At 68.4% G+C, this 15,899-nt stretch carries 14 protein-coding genes and 1 pseudogene; 6 read left to right on the top strand and 9 right to left on the bottom strand.

Annotation, left to right across the window (positions count from 1 at the left end; genetic code table 11):
• Nucleotides 1-114: 114 nt before the first annotated feature.
• The 3 genes from A5779_RS32615 to A5779_RS32625 form a co-directional block, all read right to left on the bottom strand.
• Nucleotides 115-642 carry a helix-turn-helix domain-containing protein gene (locus A5779_RS32615; protein ID WP_064888253.1) on the bottom strand — a complete coding sequence of 176 codons (528 nt, stop codon included), beginning with the start codon at nucleotides 640-642 and terminating at the stop codon, nucleotides 115-117.
• Nucleotides 643-756: 114 nt separating this feature from the next.
• Nucleotides 757-1,770, bottom strand: coding sequence for an acyl-CoA dehydrogenase family protein (locus tag A5779_RS32620; RefSeq protein WP_064888254.1), 1,014 nt, complete (start codon nucleotides 1,768-1,770; stop codon nucleotides 757-759).
• A complete protein-coding gene (locus A5779_RS32625; RefSeq protein ID WP_064888256.1) occupies nucleotides 1,767-2,903 on the bottom strand; it encodes an acyl-CoA dehydrogenase family protein in 1,137 nt (378 codons plus the stop codon). The genes A5779_RS32620 and A5779_RS32625 overlap by 4 nt, the downstream gene beginning before the upstream one ends.
• A gap of 101 nt (nucleotides 2,904-3,004) precedes the next feature.
• Between A5779_RS32625 and mrx1 the strand changes: the two genes are divergently transcribed.
• Nucleotides 3,005-3,250, top strand: a complete 246-nt coding sequence (gene mrx1 / locus A5779_RS32630; protein WP_054601722.1) for a mycoredoxin Mrx1 — start codon at nucleotides 3,005-3,007, stop codon at nucleotides 3,248-3,250.
• 5 nt (nucleotides 3,251-3,255) lie between these two features.
• On the opposite strand, the gene nudC is transcribed toward mrx1, so the two are convergent.
• Together nudC and A5779_RS32640 are read right to left on the bottom strand one after the other, a co-directional pair.
• On the bottom strand, nucleotides 3,256-4,200 hold the full coding sequence (nudC, locus tag A5779_RS32635) for an NAD(+) diphosphatase (RefSeq protein WP_064888258.1): 945 nt from the start codon (nucleotides 4,198-4,200) through the stop codon (nucleotides 3,256-3,258).
• Nucleotides 4,197-5,291, bottom strand: coding sequence for a potassium channel family protein (locus A5779_RS32640; protein WP_064888260.1), 1,095 nt, complete (start codon nucleotides 5,289-5,291; stop codon nucleotides 4,197-4,199). Before A5779_RS32640 ends, nudC begins: the two co-directional genes overlap by 4 nt.
• A 75-nt stretch (nucleotides 5,292-5,366) precedes the next feature.
• Between A5779_RS32640 and A5779_RS32645 the strand changes: the two genes are divergently transcribed.
• The 3 genes from A5779_RS32645 to A5779_RS32655 all read left to right on the top strand — a co-directional run bounded on the left by A5779_RS32645 (nucleotide 5,367) and on the right by A5779_RS32655 (nucleotide 7,128).
• On the top strand, nucleotides 5,367-5,756 hold the full coding sequence (locus tag A5779_RS32645) for a DoxX family protein (RefSeq protein ID WP_064888262.1): 390 nt from the start codon (nucleotides 5,367-5,369) through the stop codon (nucleotides 5,754-5,756).
• A gap of 118 nt (nucleotides 5,757-5,874) precedes the next feature.
• Entirely contained in the window at nucleotides 5,875-6,600 is a 726-nt protein-coding gene (locus A5779_RS32650) for a VIT1/CCC1 transporter family protein (RefSeq protein WP_413784963.1), read from the top strand.
• A gap of 36 nt (nucleotides 6,601-6,636) precedes the next feature.
• Nucleotides 6,637-7,128: a DUF2231 domain-containing protein gene (locus A5779_RS32655; RefSeq protein ID WP_064888264.1), complete on the top strand. Its 492-nt coding sequence runs from the start codon at nucleotides 6,637-6,639 to the stop codon at nucleotides 7,126-7,128.
• Here A5779_RS32655 and A5779_RS32660 read toward each other — a convergent pair.
• Nucleotides 7,125-10,454: an ATP-dependent helicase gene (locus A5779_RS32660; RefSeq protein WP_064888274.1), complete on the bottom strand. Its 3,330-nt coding sequence runs from the start codon at nucleotides 10,452-10,454 to the stop codon at nucleotides 7,125-7,127. The two genes, A5779_RS32655 and A5779_RS32660, sit on opposite strands and share 4 nt — an antisense overlap.
• A complete protein-coding gene (locus tag A5779_RS32665) occupies nucleotides 10,451-13,606 on the bottom strand; it encodes an ATP-dependent helicase (RefSeq protein ID WP_064888266.1) in 3,156 nt (1,051 codons plus the stop codon). Before A5779_RS32665 ends, A5779_RS32660 begins: the two co-directional genes overlap by 4 nt.
• 132 nt (nucleotides 13,607-13,738) lie before the next feature.
• On the opposite strand from A5779_RS32665, the gene A5779_RS32670 reads away from it, so the two are divergent.
• Together A5779_RS32670 and A5779_RS32675 are read left to right on the top strand one after the other, a co-directional pair.
• The gene (locus A5779_RS32670; protein ID WP_064888268.1) at nucleotides 13,739-14,512 is read left to right on the top strand and encodes an alpha/beta fold hydrolase; all 774 of its coding nucleotides are present in this window, start codon (nucleotides 13,739-13,741) and stop codon (nucleotides 14,510-14,512) included.
• Nucleotide 14,513: 1 nt separating this feature from the next.
• Nucleotides 14,514-14,810, top strand: coding sequence for an MGMT family protein (locus A5779_RS32675; protein WP_064888270.1), 297 nt, complete (start codon nucleotides 14,514-14,516; stop codon nucleotides 14,808-14,810).
• A 74-nt stretch (nucleotides 14,811-14,884) separates the two neighbouring features.
• Here the strand turns inward: A5779_RS32675 and A5779_RS32680 are convergent, their stop codons facing one another.
• On the bottom strand, nucleotides 14,885-15,739 hold the full coding sequence (locus A5779_RS32680) for a TIGR02569 family protein (RefSeq protein WP_055112101.1): 855 nt from the start codon (nucleotides 15,737-15,739) through the stop codon (nucleotides 14,885-14,887).
• 36 nt (nucleotides 15,740-15,775) lie between these two features.
• Nucleotides 15,776-15,899 (bottom strand): annotated as a pseudogene (locus tag A5779_RS33760) (adenylyltransferase/sulfurtransferase MoeZ); the annotation flags it as partial.

The raw sequence follows: 15,899 nt of genomic DNA on the forward strand, positions 1-15,899 counted from the left end.
GATCTGGCAGGCCGTGAATTGTGACGGTCTTCGCCTGCGGCCGTAGGACCACTGAGCGCACATCGGTCACCGTGCACGTGAACCTCAAGTGCTCGCGCGGGTCCTGAACGTAAGTCAGCGATTACGGCCGTACTCGGTGTGGGTGATCACCAGCACCTCACTGGGCGTGCTCCCCCGCTGTCGCAGCTGGTGCGGTAACGATGCGTCGAAATAAGCGCAATCGCCGGGTTCCAGGGTGACCAGGTCGTCCTGGTAGCGCAGTTCCACGACGCCTGCATGGACGAACACCAACTCCTGCCCGGCGTGCTCTGGGTGCGGGTGTTCGGCGAACTTGAGTGTCGGTCGCACGATGAACGGCGACATCGACTTTCCGAGCATGCCCGCGGCCACGGCGTGATAGCGGTTGTTGCCCCGTTCGCCCGCACGGTCGATGGACAACGTTGTGACCGCCGGGTCCTCGGAAAACAACTGTGCGACATCGACCTCGAGCGCACGCGCCAACTTCATCGCCACCGCGATCGACGGGGTGGACCGCTGACGTTCCACCTTCGACAGGTAACTCTTGGTCAACCCGGTCGCCTCGGCGAGCCCCTCAAGCGTCATGCCCCGCTGTTGTCGCACAGCACGCAACAGAGCGCTCATAACACCTCCTGCCCACGGCGAAGAATACCCAGTTCCGCTAATAGTCGCATAGGACAGCCGGTGTCATATCGTCGACATTCCGATCGGCGATACGCTCTCCTCGTGGCGCGGGAACTATTCGCCGGCACCAGTGACCAACGCCCACAACCCGTCCGCACCCGCCCGAGTGGCGTAATCGGTCAGCTTGTCGTCCCATTGCGCGACCGACCCGTACTCCGAACGCCACGACAATGCCGGCATGGTGAACTCGTGCAGTCTGTGCTCGCGGGTGGTACCGATCGCACCGTGGACCTGATGAGCGTTGCGCGCGACCACTGACGTGGCATGGCCGACGCAGGAACGTGCGACTGCGACAAGGAAATCCAACTGTGGCGATGACCAATCCGAACGCAGCGCCTCGGCCAACGCACCGTCGGTGGCCGCACGAGCCAGCGCCGCCTCGGCAGCGATGTCGGCCACCAGGTTCTGTACCGCCTGGAACTTCGCCAGCGGCCTCCCGAACTGGATGCGCTCCGTAGTGTGAGCCACCGACATCGCCAGGATCCGATCGAGCGCGGCGCACACCTGAATCGCCCGCACCAGTGCGGCGCGATGGACGAACTGCTCGAAGGCGTTGTCGGACAACGGTGTTCCACTCAATTCGGCGAGATTTGCTCTGACGTCATCGCGCGGCTCCCCCGCCCGGTTGCGGCCGGGAATGACCGCCAGCGACGCCGTGTCCACGTCGGCCAGGCGGTAGCCCGCATCGTCTCGCCAGAGCACCACCACCCGTTCGGAGTCCGCCGCCCACGGCACCCCGCGAGCCGCACCGTCGGCGTCGAGCAGGCAGGCGGTGCGTCGCGCGTCGTCGACCTCCAGCCCAGCCGTCTCCAAAAGCCAGCAAGCCAGCAGATCGTGTTCGGCCAGCGGGATTCTCACGCCGTGCCCAGCCGCCGCGCGCAGTAACTCGGCGGCCTCGGCCCAGCCTGCCCCGCTACCGCCGCAATCCTCGGCTCCGGTCAGCCGGACCAGCCCGAGTTCCCGCAGCTGGTCCCACAATTCAGCGACACCCTCACCGGGCGCGAACTTCTCCCGGTGCGCAGCGAACACCGCCGACATCATCTCGACCAGTTCGGTGTCGACACTCATCTCATCCCCAATCCCCGCGCAATAACCCCACGCAACACCTCGTTGGTACCGCCGCGCAGGGTGAACCCCGGTCGCTGGGCCACGGCATCGGCCAGCATCGCCTCGTAGCTCTCGTCCTCCGTCTCCCCGAGAACGTCGGCGAAATCGGCGATGTCGCCTTCTGTGGACGTTCCGAGCACCTTGACCACAGCCGCCGCAGTGTCGGCCGGCTCGTGCCGCTCCAGTGCTCCCGCGACCGCCATCGACATCTGGTGCAGTCCGGTGACGCGGGCCAGATAGCGCCCCAGATCGGTGTGGCGCGGCAGAGATCCGTCGCGCATGTACGAGGCGATGTCGGCGAGCAGCGGGAAGGTCGACAGGAAGCGCTCGGGCCCACTGCGTTCGAAGCTGAGCTCGGAGGTCACCTGCTGCCAACCGTTGCCGATGGTGCCGAACACCATGGCATCGGGTACGAACACCTCATCGAGGATCACCTCGTTGAAATGGTGCTTGCCGTTCATCGAGATGATGGGCCGGATATCCACGCCCGGCGCGTGCAGGTCGACGATGAACTGGCTCAGGCCGTCGTGACGGTGTGCAGGGTCCACCGGCGCACTCCGCGCCAGACAGATGAACGCGTGGGCCAGGTGCGCTCCCGACGTCCACACCTTCGCACCTGTGATCGCCCAACCCCCGTCGACCTGCACCGCCTTGGTACGCACGCTGGCCAGATCCGATCCGGAATCCGGCTCGCTCATACCGATTCCGAAGTAGCACTCGCCTTTGGCGATGGCGGGTAAGAACTTTCGTCGCTGCTCCTCGGTGCCGTACTTGAGCAGGGACGGGACAATCTGCCGGTCGGCGATCCAGTGCGCCCCCACCGGTGCCCCGGCCGCCAGCAGCTCCTCGGTGACCACGAAGCGTTCCTGGTGGCTGCGTCCGTGCCCGCCGTAGGAGACCGGCACCGTCATGCCCAACCAGCCGTTGGCAGCCAGCGCCCGGCTGAAGTCCTCGTCCCAACCGGTCAGCCAACTGTCGGCATACCGGCCGATCCTGCCGGCCCGCTGTTGCTCGGCGACGAACGCGCGCACCTGTAGCCGCAGCTCGTCGAGCGCATGCGGGTCGCCGGCCACCGGCGGTACCAATCGGGTCATGTTCGGCTCCGTCCCATTGCAGATTGGCAACTTACCGTTGCGGGCCGGAGACCTGCGTCACCGCGGGGATCAGGCAGCCGTTCAGCTACGTTATGTGCACTATGACTGCTACACCCACTGTGACCATGTACACCACGACATGGTGCGGCTACTGCTCGCGACTCAAGATGGCTTTGAAGTCAGAGGGCATCGCCTGGACCGAGGTCGACATCGAGCAGGATCCGGCCGCCGCCGAGTTCGTCGGGTCGGTCAACGGCGGTAACCACGTGGTACCGACCTTGAAGTTCGCCGACGGGTCGACGCTGACCAACCCGACCATCAAGCAGGTCAAGGCCAAACTCGGCTAGCTGCCTCAGTCCAGCGCCGCCCAGGATTCGATGATCTCGCGAGCGATCGAAATCGAGCCGGGCAGCAGCAACCGTGACCGGGAATCGCCGTCGGCCGCACCCCAGTCCCCCTGGTCCAGCGCCTCGCGGATCTCGGCCCGGGTGAACCATCCGGCCTCGGCGATCTCGCCGTCGTTGAACGAGAACGGCTGCTCGGGATCGCCGACGGCATGGAAGCCGACCATCAGCGACCGCGGGAACGGCCACGGCTGACTCCCCAGGTACTGCACATCGGTCACCGTGATGCCGATCTCCTCGGAGATCTCCCGCACCACACAGGTCTCGAAGGACTCACCGGCCTCGACGAAACCGGCGAGGATCGAGAACAACCGCTCGGGCCACACAGTCTGCCGGGCCAGTACGGCGCGGTCGAAGCCGTCATGAACCAGGCAGATCACCGCCGGGTCGATGCGCGGGAACTCCTCATGGCCGTTGACCGGGTCGACGCGGGACCAACCGCCTTTGGCCGGTTTGGTCGCGCCACCGTCCACCGCGCTGAACCGGGCCCGATCGTGCCAGTTCAGCAACGCCGTCGCAGTCGCCACCAACTGGGCGCTGACATCGTCGAAGACCTCGCCTGCCCGGCGTAGGTCGAGCACCTCGACAGGCTGGCCCGGGTCCTCGGGCCCCTCCAGTGCGCTGCGAATACCCCAGACGTGCCGCCCATCGGCGAGCCGTCCCAAAAACACCGCGTGCTCCGGCGGCTTGCCGGTGCCCAGGCTCGAAGCCTTGCCCAGGACCACCTGGCCACCTGAGATCAGCACCTGGTTGCGCCGGTCGACGCGGAGCAGCAGCGCGTCCTTCCAACCTTCGGTCGCGGCGTCGATATCGGTGCGCAGCGCATCGGCGCGGTCGGCACCGACCCGCGAGAGCAGAGGAACGTTGCGCAGGCCGAATGTTCTATGCGTCATCGCTCAGTGTCCGCGCTGCGGATGTAGAGCAGCCGGTCGCCGGCCTCCAGCGCATCGACCTCTGGCGCGTCGACCCGTACCAACCGGCCGCCACGCACCACACCCAGCACGATGTCGTGCAGATGGCGCGGAGAGCCCCCCTCCTCCTTGGGCGTGACCTCGCGCTCGGCGATGGCGAACCCGGCGTCGGGAGTCAGCAGATCCTCCATCATCTCCACCACGCTCGGAGTCTGCGTCGCGATACCGAGCAGCCGGCCGGCGGTCTCGGACGACACCACCGTGGAGTCCGCGCCCGATTGTTTGAGCAGGTGCAGGTTGTCCGACTCTCGCACCGCCGCGATGATCTTGGCTTTGGGGGCCAATTCGCGGGCCGTCAACGTGACCAGTACCGCGCTGGCGTCGTTGTCCGCCGCGACGATGATCGACTTAGCGTGCTGGGCACCCGCCAGCCGCAGGACACCGGAATTGGTGGCGTCGCCGTGCACGGTCACCAACCCCGCGCCCTTGGCGCGTTCCAACGCGGCCGCGTTCTCGTCGACGACGACGATGTCGGCCGGGGAGACCTCGTCGCCGACCATTGCGGCGACCGCCGTCCGGCCCTTGGTGCCGTATCCGATGACGACGGTGTGGTTGCGCACTTTGTTCCTCCATCGCTGAATCTTCAGCGCCTGCCGGGATTGGGTGGTCAGGGTTTCCACGGTGGTACCGATGAGAACGATCAGGAAGGCCACCCGCAGTGGCGTGATGACGATGACGTTCACCAGCCGGGCCGAATCCGAGTACGGCGTGATGTCGCCGTAGCCCGTGGTCGACAGCGACACCGTCGCGTAGTACAGGCAATCCAGGAACGTCAACGGATTGTCGGGATCCGGGACACTGTCGTTGTCCCGGTACCCGTAGCGGTCCGCGTAGACGATGAGCACCGCCGCGAACAGCGCTCCCAACGCGTACAGCACCCGCATGAAGATCTTGCGGGCCGGGCTGACGAACGGCTCGGGGATGCGCAGCACATCGACGAGCGCGGCATCCGGGCGCGAAGTCAGGTTCGGGTCCATCGCGGCGAGCCGGCGCCGCAGCCTGCCTTTAGCCACGCGACCCCATCATCGAGCAAAGCACCCCGGGATGTGCCGGGATCGTTCCGATCAGACGCACGCCACAATGTAACCATGACCGCACCCGAGCCTCAGCGGATCTCCTCCGCACCGACCGCCCAACGCATGGCGGCCCTGCTCCTGGGCATGGGCACGCTGCACTTCGTCGCGCCCAAACCCTTCGACTCGATCATCCCGGCCGAGCTGCCCGGCAGCGCCCGGTTCTACACCTACGCCTCCGGCGTCGGCGAGCTGGCCACCGGCGCGCTGCTCGCCGCGCCCCGCACCCGGCGCCTCGGTGCACTGGCCGCCGTGGCCCTGTTCATCGCCGTGTTCCCCGGCAACGTGAACATGGTCCGGCTGTGGTGGGACAAGCCGTGGCCCATGCGGATCGTGGCGATCGCCCGGCTGCCGCTGCAGATCCCGATGATCACCACGGCACTGCGGGTGTACCGCAACTCGTAGCCTCACCGCCAGAACACCTGGCCATCAACGGGTTTCACCGCCTGGCTCGCGCTCTACCCCCTCCCGAGCCAAGGTTTGGCAAGGCTATCGTTGCTGGTGGCGCGCGGTTTCGATCGATATGGTCGGGATCGTGACGAATCCCAGCCATCCCTCCGAGCCGCACGTCGGGTCACTCTCGTCGAAGCTGAACTGGCTGCGCGCCGGGGTTTTGGGCGCCAACGACGGCATCGTCTCCACCGCAGGCATCGTGGTGGGCGTGGCCGCGGCGACGGTGGAGCAAGCGCCGATCCTGACCGCCGGCATCGCAGGCCTGGCCGCCGGCGCAGTCTCGATGGCGTTGGGCGAGTACGTCTCGGTCAGCACGCAACGCGACACCGAGCGCGCCCTGCTGCGCAAGGAACGCCGCGAGCTGCGTGACGACCCGGCCGCCGAATTGGACGAGTTGAGCGCACTCTACGAGGCCAAGGGCTTATCCACCGCGACCGCGCGCACGGTGGCCGAGGAACTCACCGACCACGACGCCTTCGCCGCGCACGCCGAGGTCGAATTGGGTATCGACCCCAAAGATCTGACCAATCCTTGGCAGGCCGCAGCATCCTCGGCGCTGTCGTTCACCATCGGCGCGCTACTGCCGTTGATCGCGATCCTGGTCCCGCCGACAACATGGCGTATCCCGGTGACCGTGGTGGCGGTGCTGCTGGCGCTGATGCTCACCGGCGCGGTATCGGCCGGGCTGGGTGGGGCGCCGAAGGGACGCGCGGTGCTGCGCAACGTGATCGGCGGCGGCCTAGCCCTCGTGATCACCTATCTGATCGGCCTTCTGGTGGGCACCACCATCACCTGACCGGTTCATATCATCCCGCCCGGCCAAGGAGTTCCCGTGACAGTGATCGACGGCCTGCCCGCCCACGTCTTGCTCGTCCACGCGCTGGTGGTACTCGTACCACTGACCGCGGCGCTGGTCATTCTCTGCGCGCTGTGGCCCACCGCCCGGCGGGGGCATCTGCTGTGGCTCACGCTCATCCTGGCCGTGGTGACAACAGGTTTGACACCACTCACGACGTACGCCGGCGAATGGCTCTACGATCTCCGACCCGCGCAGGACGCCGTCCTGCAGGAGCACGCCGAACTCGGCGACACCATGATCTACTTCTCGCTCGCCCTGCTGGTCGTCGCGCTGGCACTGGTCGGCCTGCACTTCGCCGAACAGCGCGACCACAGCCAGCGGCTGATCTATCACGGGATCGTCGCCGTGGTGGCCGTTGTGGTGGGGGTTGCCTCGATGGTCCAGATCTACCGCGTAGGCGACCTCGGCGCGCGCTCGGTGTGGGGATCCGAGATCGCCAACCTGACGCACTCCGGCGAGGGCTAGAACTCTTGTCCCGGATCCTCCGTCGCGGGCATGGCTTCGGCCAGCAGGGCAACCAATTCGTCCTCCCCGGGCAGCGATTCGGGGCTGACGGTCCGCCCCGAGCGCACATAGTGGAACGCGGCCCGCACCGACTCCGGTGCACACCCGCGCAGCGACGACCAGGCCAGGCGGTACACCGCGAGCTGAATCGCGGCCTGCGCCATGGCTTCCGGCGTGGCCGGCGGCTCGCCCGTCTTCCAGTCGACCACGGTGGTCGTGCCGTCCTCGTCTGCGAACACCGCGTCGATACGGCCGCGCACGACGGTCGTCCTGGTCGTTCCGATCGCCATGTCGAAGGGCACCTCCACCTCGATCGGGGTGCGTGCCGCCCACGACGACATGACGAAAGCGTCCTGCAGTTCCGACAGTTCGGCGGCGCTTGCGCGTCCGCTGTCACTGTCCACCGCACCGGGGATGTCGTCGAGGTCGAACAGTCGCTCCGAATGGAAGAACCGCTGGACCCACTCGTGAAACGCGGTGCCCAGCAGCGCATGCGGATCCGGACGTTGAGGCAATCTCCGGTGCAGGCGCTGCAACGCCGCGTCCCGATCACGGCTCAACTCCACCAAGGTGCTGACCGACACCTGCCCGGGCAGCGCGAGCGGAGCGACCTGTGGCGCACGATCCCGCTCGGCCAGAAGTGCATCGACATCGGCGGCCCAGCCCTCCGCGTCGGCGTCGACGTGGTCGGGGGTGTCGGCAGCCTGCCCCGAGCCCGCTTCGGTCCGGCTGCCGTCGACCAACGCCTGCGCCACGAGCGCCGCACCCCGGTCGACGTCGGTCTCCCTGGCCGGGGCCGCCGGCCAGATCGCTTCGACAGCCTTGTCCCGCAACGGGTTGACCTCACCGGCCGACGGCTCGGGAGCCCACTGTTCGATCTCGCCACACGGCTGCCCCTGCGCTGCGGCATCCTCGACGATGGTCTTGATCTCGCACAGGAACTCCGAGGGGCCGCGCGGCTTGCTCTCGGTGGCACCCCAGTGATGTCCGGAGATCAGCAGGGTGTCCTCCGAGCGGGTGATCGCGACATAGAGCAACCGGCGCTCCTCGTCGATGCGCCGCTGTTCGAGGCTGCGCTTGTGATCAGAGATCTTGTCCGACAGGATCTTCCGATCGTTGATGTCGGAGGTGTCGAGCACGGGCACACCCAACTCCGACTCGGTCGCACGATCGCCACGCAGCAGTGGAGGCAGATCCGACGAGTCGGTCAGCCAGGTCCGTGCCGATGCCGTCGACGGGAATACCCGGCCGCTCAGGTGTGGCACCGCCACCACCTGCCATTCCAACCCCTTGGCGGCGTGCACGGTCAGGATCTGCACCCGGTCGTGCGACACCGTCAATTCGGCGGGCGCCAGGCCGTTCTCCACCTCGGTCGCCACATCCAGGTAGGCCAGCAGCGCGAGCACCGACCCACCCGACCGCCCGGTGAAATCGGCAACCAGATCACAGAACGTGTCGAGGTTCTCGGTCCCGGTCCACCCCGCCGCCACCGGACGGGCCGCGCGGGCCTCGGCATCCAGCCCTGCGACCCGTCGCACCTCGGCCACCAACTCGGGCAACGGGTGGCTCAGATGCGCCCGCAACATGGTCAGCTCACGCCCCAGCGCCTCGATCCGCTGATAGCCCGCAGGTGAATAGTGTTCGGCGGCACCGGGATCGCAGAGCGCGTCGGCCAGGCAGGCCGAATCCGCATCGGGAGCGGCCTGAGCGACAATCCCCGCGGCGCTGAGCTCCCCCACCGGTCGATCGTCGAGTTCCCTGGCCCGGCGCCACAGCGCGGCGATATCGCGGGCGCCGAACCGCCACCGCGGCCCCGTCAGCACCCGCATCACCGCCGACCCCGCGGCGGGGTCGGCCACCAGCCGCAGCATCGCGACCAGGTCGGCCACCTCGGGTACCGCCAACAGTCCGGCCACCCCGACCACCTCGGCCGGCACCCCGCGCGCGCTGAGCGCCTCGGCCATCGGCGCGGCGTCGGCGTTACGCCGCACCAGCACCGCTGCGGTCGGCGTGGCCGTCCCCTGTGCCACTGCCCCGTGGTAGATCCGGGCCAGATGGTCTGCGACCCAATCACGTTCGGTCTCGACATCGTTGAGCAGCGCACACCGGATGGTGCCCGGCTCGGCATCGGGCCTGGGCCGCAGTTCGTGCACCGTCACCGAACGACGCCGGGCTTCGGCCGATACCGCGTTGGCCAGATGCAGGGCACTCGGCGGATTGCGCCAACTGGTGCGCAGTTCCAGCGTCGGCGCGGGACTCCCGTCGGTCAGCGGAAAGTCTGTGGTGAACCGGGGCAGGTTGGTCGCCGACGCACCCCGCCAGCCATAGATCGACTGGATCGGGTCTCCCACCGCGGTCAGTGCCAGGCCTTCGTCGACGCCGCCGCCGAACAGCGAGGACAGCGCCACCCGCTGCGCGTGCCCGGTGTCCTGGTACTCGTCGAGCAGCACCACCCGGAAACGCTGCCGCAGTTGCTCACCGACCTGCGGGAAATTCGCCGCCAGCCGCGCCGCCGCGGACATCTGCATACCGAAATCCATCACCTTGTCGGCGCGCATCCGCTGGTGCAGCGCGTCGATCAACGGCACCAGCTCGGTGCGTTCGGTCTGGGTGGCCAGCATCTTGAGCAGCCACTGGCTGGGCCCACGGTCACGTTGATAGGGGCCGGCAGGCAGGGTGTGCACCAACCGCTCCAGTTCCACGTGCGTGTCACGCAGTTGATCGGTGTCCACCAGGTGTTCGGCCAGCGCGCCGGCCAGGCGCAGCACCATGCCGGTGACAGCGGGCGGTGTCTTCTCGATGGCCAGCTCCCCCGGGTGCGCACACACCACGTCGAAGGCCAGCTGCCACAGCTCCGTCTCGCTGAGCAGCCGGGTGTCCGGCTCGACCGGGAGCAGCAGCCCGTGCTCGCGCAGCAGCGTGCCGGCGAACGCGTGATAGGTACTGACCGTGGCGATTTCGTCGGCGCCATCGGACACCGGAGCCAGACCGGCACCGGCAAGGCGGGCCAGCCGGGTCCGTACCCGGCGCAACAACTGGCCCGCGGCCTTGCGGGTGAAGGTCAGGCCCAGTACCTGTGAGGGGGTGGCATAGCCATTGGCCACCAACCACACGACCCGGGCCGCCATGGTCTCGGTCTTACCGGCGCCCGCGCCCGCGATGACCACCAACGGCCCCGGCGGTGCGGCGATCACCGCCGCCTGCTCCTCGGTCGGCGGGAACAGTCCCAGCGCGGAGGACAATTCGGCCGGGCTGTACCGCACCCCGACCGGCGTGGATTCCGTCATGACCGGTCCCCCGCAGCCTGGGCCGGGCACGACGAACGCACCGGGCAGTTCGCGCAACCGTCGTTGACGCGGGCCACGAACTGCGGCCCGGCGGTGGCCGCAGCCGCACTGCTGACCGTTCCCAGCCAATCGGCGCGAGTGTCTGGTGTCATCGGATCCTGTTCGCGTTCGGTGGCGCCCGCCGCGCCCGCCTTGCCCAGGTATACCAACCGGCCCCCGCCCGGCTGATCCCCCTGCGGCAGTAATCCCGCGGCGACCGCCAGCTGATACGTGGCCAGCTGGGCGTGCTTCTGCGCATCGTCCTTGGTGACCGGACTCTTACCGGTCTTGAGGTCGACCACGACGAGCCGATCCGCCTGATCCCGTTCCAGCCGATCCAGCCGGCCCCGCACCCGAACGCCCGGCCCGTCGGGACCCGGCTCGACGAGCACGCCCTCGACATCGATCTCGGTCGCAACCTCGGTCAACTGTGCCCGGGAGTCCGCGCGCCACCTGGTGAAGGTTTCCAGCATCTCCCGGTGACGGGACAACTCGTTGTCCGAGTACCACCTCGCCTCGAAAGGCAGGTCTTCCCAGACCTTTTCCAGATCGTTGACCAGCTGACTCTCGGTCTTTCCAGAGTCGGCGACCAGCGCGTGCAGCAACGACCCGACCGTCGAACGCACGTCGCGCCCGTCACTGCCGCCGTGGCGCTCCAGCAGCCAGCGCAGCGGGCAGTCGGTGAGCATCTGCAGCGTGGACGGGGACAACACAACCTCAGGTGCCACGCCGTCGGTTTCAGACCACAGCGGCTCCTCGGTGGACAACGCCGTCATGGTGTGCCATTGCGAAGGATCCGCCCCCGGCACCCCGGCTGCGGCCAGCCTGGCCAATTGGGTTGCCGCGCAGGTCCTGGACTCGTCGTCGACAGCACCCTCCGGCGCGCACACGACAGCCCGCAGCCGGCCGACCACCGCCGACGGCAGCAGCACCCGCGGTGCCGCCAATGGCGGAAGCGTCACGGATTCCGTTGCCACCTCGGCCAGTTCGGCACAGAACAGGGACGGCAACAGCGATTCGTCCCCGCCATCGCTGTCGACCGCGGTCACCAGCAGCCGGGTCCGGGCCCGACCCATCGCTGCCATCAACAGCCGCCGTTCCTCGGCGAGCAAGGGCGCGCGGGTCGACACCGCGCGGTCATCGGGCGCGGCCACCCCGTCGAGCACATCCACGAGATTTTGCGTACCCAGGATCCCGCCCCGCGGAATGGTATTGGGCCACAGTCCTTCCTGCACTCCGGCGATCACGACGAAGTCCCATTCACGGCCGAGCGCGGCATGCACGCTGAGCACCGAGACCGCGTCAGGCCTTGCGTTCGAATCCGAGGCCGACATCGACGAACCCAAGGTCGCCACGTGGTCCACCAGCCCACGCAGTGATGCCCCCGCCGTGCGGCTCACATACTGATCGGCCACATCGAACAGCGTGGTCACTGCGTCCAGGTCACGGTCGGCCTGGGCGCCGATGGTGCCGCCCCGCTCACTGGCGGACAACCAGCGCGGCTGCAACCGGCAGGCGTTCCAGGCCTGCCACAGGGTGTGACGCGGATCGGCGCCGTCCCGCTGGCTGCGACGGGCGGCGGCCAGCATCGACCGCAGCCGGCGCAGCGGCTTGGCGTGTTCGGCTGACAACCCAGCCGGCTCCGCGTCGATCGCGGCAATGAGCAGATCGGTGAAATCCCTTGGTGGCGTGGACCCATCGGCACGCCGCAGCGCCCGTCGCAACTGCCGCAGCGTGACCGGGTCGACGCGTCCGATCGGACCGGTGAGCAGGGTGAGTGCGCTGTCGCCATCGAGTCTCCCGGCCGCCGTCACCTCCAACACCGTCAGCAAGGCCGCGACCGCAGGCTGTTGGGCCAGCCCCAGATCGGCACCCGTGGCGTGCACCGGCACCCCGGCCCCGCTCAATGCCCGCGCCAGTGCCGCGCCCACCCGCGGAACCGAACGCACCACCACCGCCATCTCGGACCAGGGCACCCCGTCGACCAGATGAGCACGGCGCAGTGCGTCGGCGATGTAGGCGTTCTCGGCGTGCGGGGTAGCCGCCAACCGCAGCGTCACCTCACCCTGTCCATGCTCCGGGTTGCCTTCCATCGCACGCCCGGCCCCCACCCCGGGCAACCGGCGGGCGATACCCGAGATCGCCGCAGCGACCGCGGGGGCGCAGCGGCGCGACTGGGTGAGGACGATCGCCGGGGCATCCTCCCCGCCGTGATCGCCCAACAACACCGGATCGGCGCCGCGATAGGAGAACACCGTCTGGTCCGGGTCGCCCGCGATGACGGTCAAACCCGCCCCGGCGGCCAGCACCCGCACCAACAACGCGGCCTGCGGGTCGAGGTGTTGGGCGTCGTCGACCAGCAGCAGGCTGATCCGCGCCCGCTCGGCGGCCAGCAGATCCGCGTCGGTCCCGAGCGCCTCCAGCGCCGCTCCGACCAGTTCGGCCGCCCCCAGCGCGGGGACGGTGGCCTGCGGCGCGGCCATCCCGACGGCCGACCGCAACAACATGATCTGCTCGTAGGCCTGGGCAAACCGGCCCGCCGCCAACCATTCCGGGCGCCCCGCCGAACGGCCCAGCCGCTGCAGGGCGCGCGGATCCACGCCGCGCTCGGTGCAGCGGGCCATCAGGTCACGCAGCTCGGTGGCAAAGCCTGCGGTACTCAGTGCGGGCCAGAGCTGCTCCGGCCAGCCCACAAGGGAATCCGCGCCATCCTCGATATCTCCGGCCAGCAGTTCCCGGATGATGCCGTCCTGTTCGGCGGTGGTGATCAGCCGCGGTGGCGGATCGCCATTGCGCTGAGCCGCGAGCCGCAGCAGCGCGAACGCATACGAATGCACGGTGCGCACCATCGGTTCCCGCACGACGCCGTGCGTGCCCGCCCCGAGCAGGCGGGCGGTGATGGCGGCCCTGGCCTCGCCCCGCAACCGGGCCGACCCGGTCAGCAGCAGCACCGACTCGGGATCGGTGCCCGCCGCGATGTGCTCGACCGCCGTGTGGATCAACAGCGAGCTCTTGCCGGTGCCCGGCCCGCCCAACACCCGCACCACACCGCCGCGCCCTGGTACCAGCAGCTCGGTGCCGGTCAGTGCCGGTTCGATGTGGTGTGTGGTCATGGAGGAGATGACACCAGACGGGACCGACAAGTAGCGGAGCGGATTGGAGCGAAAGACCCGACAAGTAGCGGAGCGGATTGGAGCGAACAGCCCGACAAGTAGCGGAGCGGCGACTCCTGGCAGCATGAACGAATGTCAGCCGAGAAGTTGCACGTCCACCGTTACGGTCCCGCCGATCCGGCCCGCCTGTTGCTCGTCCACGGTTTGACCGGGCACGGCGAACGCTGGAAGACATTGGCCGAACAGCACCTACCCGAGGTGGCCGTGCTGGCACCGGATCTGCTCGGGCATGGGCGCTCATCATGGGCCGCGCCGTGGACGCTCGACGCCAATGTCGAGGCCCTGGCGTCACTGTTGGACGGCCCGACGCTGGTGGCCGGGCATTCGTTCGGCGGTGCGGTGGCACTCAAACTGGCTGCCGCACATCCTGATCTGGTCAGCGGGCTGGTGCTGTTGGACCCCGCGGTCGAACTCGACGGCGGGTGGATGCGTGACATCGCAGATTCCATGCTGGCCTCGCCCGACTATCCCGACCGCGCCGAGGCGCGCGCGGAGAAGGCCAACGGTTCGTGGGGCGAGGTAGCACCGGAGGAGTTGGACCGTGACCTCGACGAGCACCTCGTCGAACTACCCGGCGGCCGCTACGGGTGGCGGATCAGCATCCCGGCGATGATGTCGTATTGGAGCGAGCTGGCCCGCCCGGTTGCGCTGCCGCGCAAGGGCACACCCACGGTGCTGGTCCGCGCCACCCGCACCAGCCCGCCGTATGCGCGAGACGGTCTCATCGCCGCGCTCAGCGGACAACTGGGCCCGGATTTCACGCTGCTGGATTGGGACTGCGATCACATGGTGGCCCAGGCCAAGCCCGCCGAGACCGCGAAGCTGATCCTCGAGCAACTGGGCTGACATGCCTGCCGTCACCGAGGAACAGGTGGAAACCGTGCGCGCACTGGTCGCCGCGATCCCGTCGGGCCGCGTGTGCACGTACGGCGACATTGCCGATGCCGCAGAGCTTTCCAGTCCCCGGATCGTCGGTTGGATCATGCGGACCGACTCCTCGGACCTGCCCTGGCACCGGGTGATCCCGGCATCGGGGCGCCCGGCCCCGCACCTGGCCACCCGGCAGCTGGAGCGGCTGCGCGCCGAAGGGGTGCTGGCAGTCGACGGGCGGGTCCGCCTGGCCGAGTACCGCCACCAGTTCTGACCGCGAGCAGACGCGAACTCATTGGCGACACCTGATGTGTGCGAGTTTGTGTCTGCTCGCGAGGGAAAGGTGAGCTACAGGATCAGCCGGACCAGCGAGGCAGTGCGGGCCAGGCCCGGGAAAGCCGCGGCGGTGGACCGGGGGTGCAGCGCGTGAACGGCGAGACGGAACATCAATGCCCGCAACAACATCTGCGGCCATTCGGGCAGCGATTGCCAGCGCTCGACCAGCCCGTCGTCGGCGTCGCCCCAGGACAGTGCGTCGATCACCACGACACCCGCAGCCCACGGGGCAGGGCGCCAGTACGGGGTGATGTCGGTGATTCCGGGCGCCGCCGTCCCGGCGAAAAGCACTGTGCCGTAAAGGTCACCGTGGACCAGTTGACTGGAGCTCTTGGTTGGCCTGCGCAACCCGGCCAACTGATTGATCAGTTCGACCGAGCGTTGACCGTCCGACGAACCGGGCGAGACCCTCGCGCCGGGCGGCAACGAATGCAGCGGCCGGTCCTCCCAGGCCGCCCGGTCGGCGGCGATGAACACGTCGACGTCTGCCCATGGCGCGACGGGCGGTTGGGTGAGGAAGCGGGGCCGCTCCAGTTTCGCGGTCGCCTCGTGCAATCGCACTGCGGCCGACACCACCTCGTCGTGACGGGGCTCGGGAGTCCCGGCGACGAAGGTGTCGGCACGCCAACCGGCGACCACGTAGCGGCCGTCCGTCGAGCGGACCGGGCGGGCCAGCCGCACGCCGTCGATGAACAGCGATTCCCGAACCTTGGCCGACCACGCCGCACGGGCGTGCTCGGGCACCATCGACATCACTACCTCGCCGCAGCGCCAGCCACCCTCCCAGCCTGAGCCGAGCGGTACCGGGCGCACCCCGGACAGGCCGAACGCCGCCAGCACATGTTCCGGCGGCCGTTCCACACTCACAACCTCAGCCTAAGGTGTTGACCGGCAAACCAGCGGTCAGTACATCACCATGTCGGGCTCGAGTTGCTTGGCCCAGGCCACAATTCCGCCCTGCAGATGCACCGCGTCGGAGAAACCGGCCTTCTTGACGATGGCGAGCACCTCAGCCGAACGGATCCCG

The sequence above is a fragment of the Mycolicibacterium peregrinum genome, from assembly GCF_001665625.1.
In the GTDB taxonomy this organism is placed as follows: Bacteria; Actinomycetota; Actinomycetes; order Mycobacteriales; family Mycobacteriaceae; genus Mycobacterium; species Mycobacterium peregrinum_B.

Excerpts from the sequence above, each read along its gene's own strand:
- nudC (WP_064888258.1), bottom strand. The coding sequence starts at position 4,200 with ATGACGCATAGAACATTCGGCCTGCGCAACGTTCCTCTGCTCTCGCGG.
- mrx1 (WP_054601722.1), top strand. The coding sequence starts at position 3,005 with ATGACTGCTACACCCACTGTGACCATGTACACCACGACATGGTGCGGC.
- A5779_RS32675 (WP_064888270.1), top strand. The coding sequence starts at position 14,514 with ATGCCTGCCGTCACCGAGGAACAGGTGGAAACCGTGCGCGCACTGGTC.
- A5779_RS32650 (WP_413784963.1), top strand. The coding sequence starts at position 5,875 with ATGGTCGGGATCGTGACGAATCCCAGCCATCCCTCCGAGCCGCACGTC.
- A5779_RS32670 (WP_064888268.1), top strand. The coding sequence starts at position 13,739 with ATGTCAGCCGAGAAGTTGCACGTCCACCGTTACGGTCCCGCCGATCCG.
- A5779_RS32660 (WP_064888274.1), bottom strand. The coding sequence starts at position 10,454 with ATGACGGAATCCACGCCGGTCGGGGTGCGGTACAGCCCGGCCGAATTG.
- A5779_RS32615 (WP_064888253.1), bottom strand. The coding sequence starts at position 642 with ATGAGCGCTCTGTTGCGTGCTGTGCGACAACAGCGGGGCATGACGCTT.
- A5779_RS32665 (WP_064888266.1), bottom strand. The coding sequence starts at position 13,606 with ATGACCACACACCACATCGAACCGGCACTGACCGGCACCGAGCTGCTG.
- A5779_RS32620 (WP_064888254.1), bottom strand. The coding sequence starts at position 1,770 with ATGAGTGTCGACACCGAACTGGTCGAGATGATGTCGGCGGTGTTCGCT.
- A5779_RS32625 (WP_064888256.1), bottom strand. The coding sequence starts at position 2,903 with ATGACCCGATTGGTACCGCCGGTGGCCGGCGACCCGCATGCGCTCGAC.
- A5779_RS32645 (WP_064888262.1), top strand. The coding sequence starts at position 5,367 with ATGACCGCACCCGAGCCTCAGCGGATCTCCTCCGCACCGACCGCCCAA.